Genomic DNA, 1,483 nt, shown 5'->3' on the forward strand with positions numbered 1-1,483 from the left:
CGATTGGAGGGCAAAGCCCTGCCATTTTTGAGGCCGCCGCGATTTGGCGCTACGATGGTCGGACCTGCACAACCAAGGTCTGCCCGCGCCATGATCATCGGTGCCTTCCTCATCCTCACCTGGCTGGTGCTGCTTCTGCGCTACCCGGCCAAGGCCCTGCCGATTTCCCTTGCCGCTGTCTGTGGCCTCGGCCTCGTGGCCCTGCTCGTGGTCTGGCAAGACAGCCGTGAAGCCTCGCAACTGGCCCGCCTGGACCTGCGCCTGAACTACGCCCCAGACCAGTGCCCTGCCGACCGTGCCTTGCAAGTGCGCATGAAAAACGGCAACGATTCCCCGCTCACCGAACTGCGCTGGCGCGTGGCGGCGTATGCGCCGGGCGATACGGTGAACCTGGCCGAGAACACCTACAACGCACCGCGCTACCGAGGGCCTGGCGAACTGCAGCCGGGGGCCGAGTGGAAGGATTGCCTGCCATTGCCGCCGCTGCGTGCTGGATATCGGCCACAGACCCTGGAGTTTCGTGCCGAGCGTCTGCAAGGTACATTTGCCAATTGATGCATTGCCTGCACAGGCCCTATCGCCGGCTTGCCGGCGATGAGGCCAGAACAGGCAACAAAACCCTCTCCTGACCCACAGGCCTGAACCATGCCCACCGTCCTGATCACCGGTTGTTCCAGCGGCATCGGCCGCGCCCTGGCCGACGCCTTGCGCGATGCCGGCCATGAAGTCTGGGCCACCGCCCGCAAGCCTGAAGATGTCGAGCAGTTGAGCGCCGCCGGCTACATCGCCCGGCAACTGGATGTGAACGACAACGACGCCCTCGCCCGGCTGGCCGAAGAGCTCGAAACCCTCGATATCCTGATCAACAACGCCGGCTACGGCGCCATGGGCCCCTTGCTCGATGGTGGTGTGGACGCCATGCGCCAGCAGTTCGAAACCAACGTCTTCGCCGTAGTCGGTGTCACCCGCGCGTTGTTTCCGCTGCTGCGCCGTTCGCGTGGGCTGGTGGTGAACATCGGCAGTGTCTCGGGTGTGCTGGTCACCCCCTTCGCCGGTGCCTACTGCGCGTCCAAGGCCGCCGTGCATGCCTTGAGCGATGCGCTGCGCCTGGAACTGGCGCCCTTCGGCGTACGGGTGATGGAAGTGCAGCCGGGGGCGATTGCCTCGCAGTTCGCCAGCAATGCCGAGCGCCAGGCCGAGCAGGTGCTGGCGGCGGACTCACCGTGGTGGCCGGTGCGCGAACATGTGCGGGCACGGGCGCGGGCTTCGCAGGACAAGCCGACCTCGGCGGCGGTGTTTGCCAAGGGGGTGTTGGCGGCCGTTGGCAAATCGCCGGTGCCGGCCGTGGTGCGGTTGGGCAATGGCAGCACGGCGTTGCCGTTGATGAATCGGCTGCTGCCACGGCGATTGCTGGATTGGGCGTTGCGCAAGCGCTTTGGGCTGTTGCGACCGCTCTGAGATTTCAGTTGGCTGTACTGGCCCT

The 1,483-nt window shown here is 65.7% G+C and carries 2 protein-coding genes; both read left to right on the forward strand.

Annotated elements, in window-relative coordinates; translation table 11 throughout:
- The first annotated feature begins 90 nt into the window (after window positions 1-90).
- On the forward strand, window positions 91-555 hold the full coding sequence (locus tag PPL01S_RS22510; protein WP_016395460.1) for a hypothetical protein: 465 nt from the start codon (window positions 91-93) through the stop codon (window positions 553-555).
- Between the two features lie 90 nt (window positions 556-645).
- The gene (locus PPL01S_RS22515; protein WP_016395459.1) at window positions 646-1,458 is read left to right on the forward strand and encodes an SDR family oxidoreductase; all 813 of its coding nucleotides are present in this window, start codon (window positions 646-648) and stop codon (window positions 1,456-1,458) included.
- Window positions 1,459-1,483: the final 25 nt, after the last annotated feature.

It is taken from the genome of Pseudomonas plecoglossicida NBRC 103162 = DSM 15088 (assembly GCF_000730665.1).
Lineage (GTDB): Bacteria > Pseudomonadota > Gammaproteobacteria > Pseudomonadales > Pseudomonadaceae > Aquipseudomonas > Aquipseudomonas plecoglossicida.

What these genes read in the sequence shown, in the direction of transcription:
- PPL01S_RS22510 (WP_016395460.1), top strand. Translation starts at nt 91, where the DNA reads ATGATCATCGGTGCCTTCCTCATCCTCACCTGGCTGGTGCTGCTTCTG.
- PPL01S_RS22515 (WP_016395459.1), top strand. Translation starts at nt 646, where the DNA reads ATGCCCACCGTCCTGATCACCGGTTGTTCCAGCGGCATCGGCCGCGCC.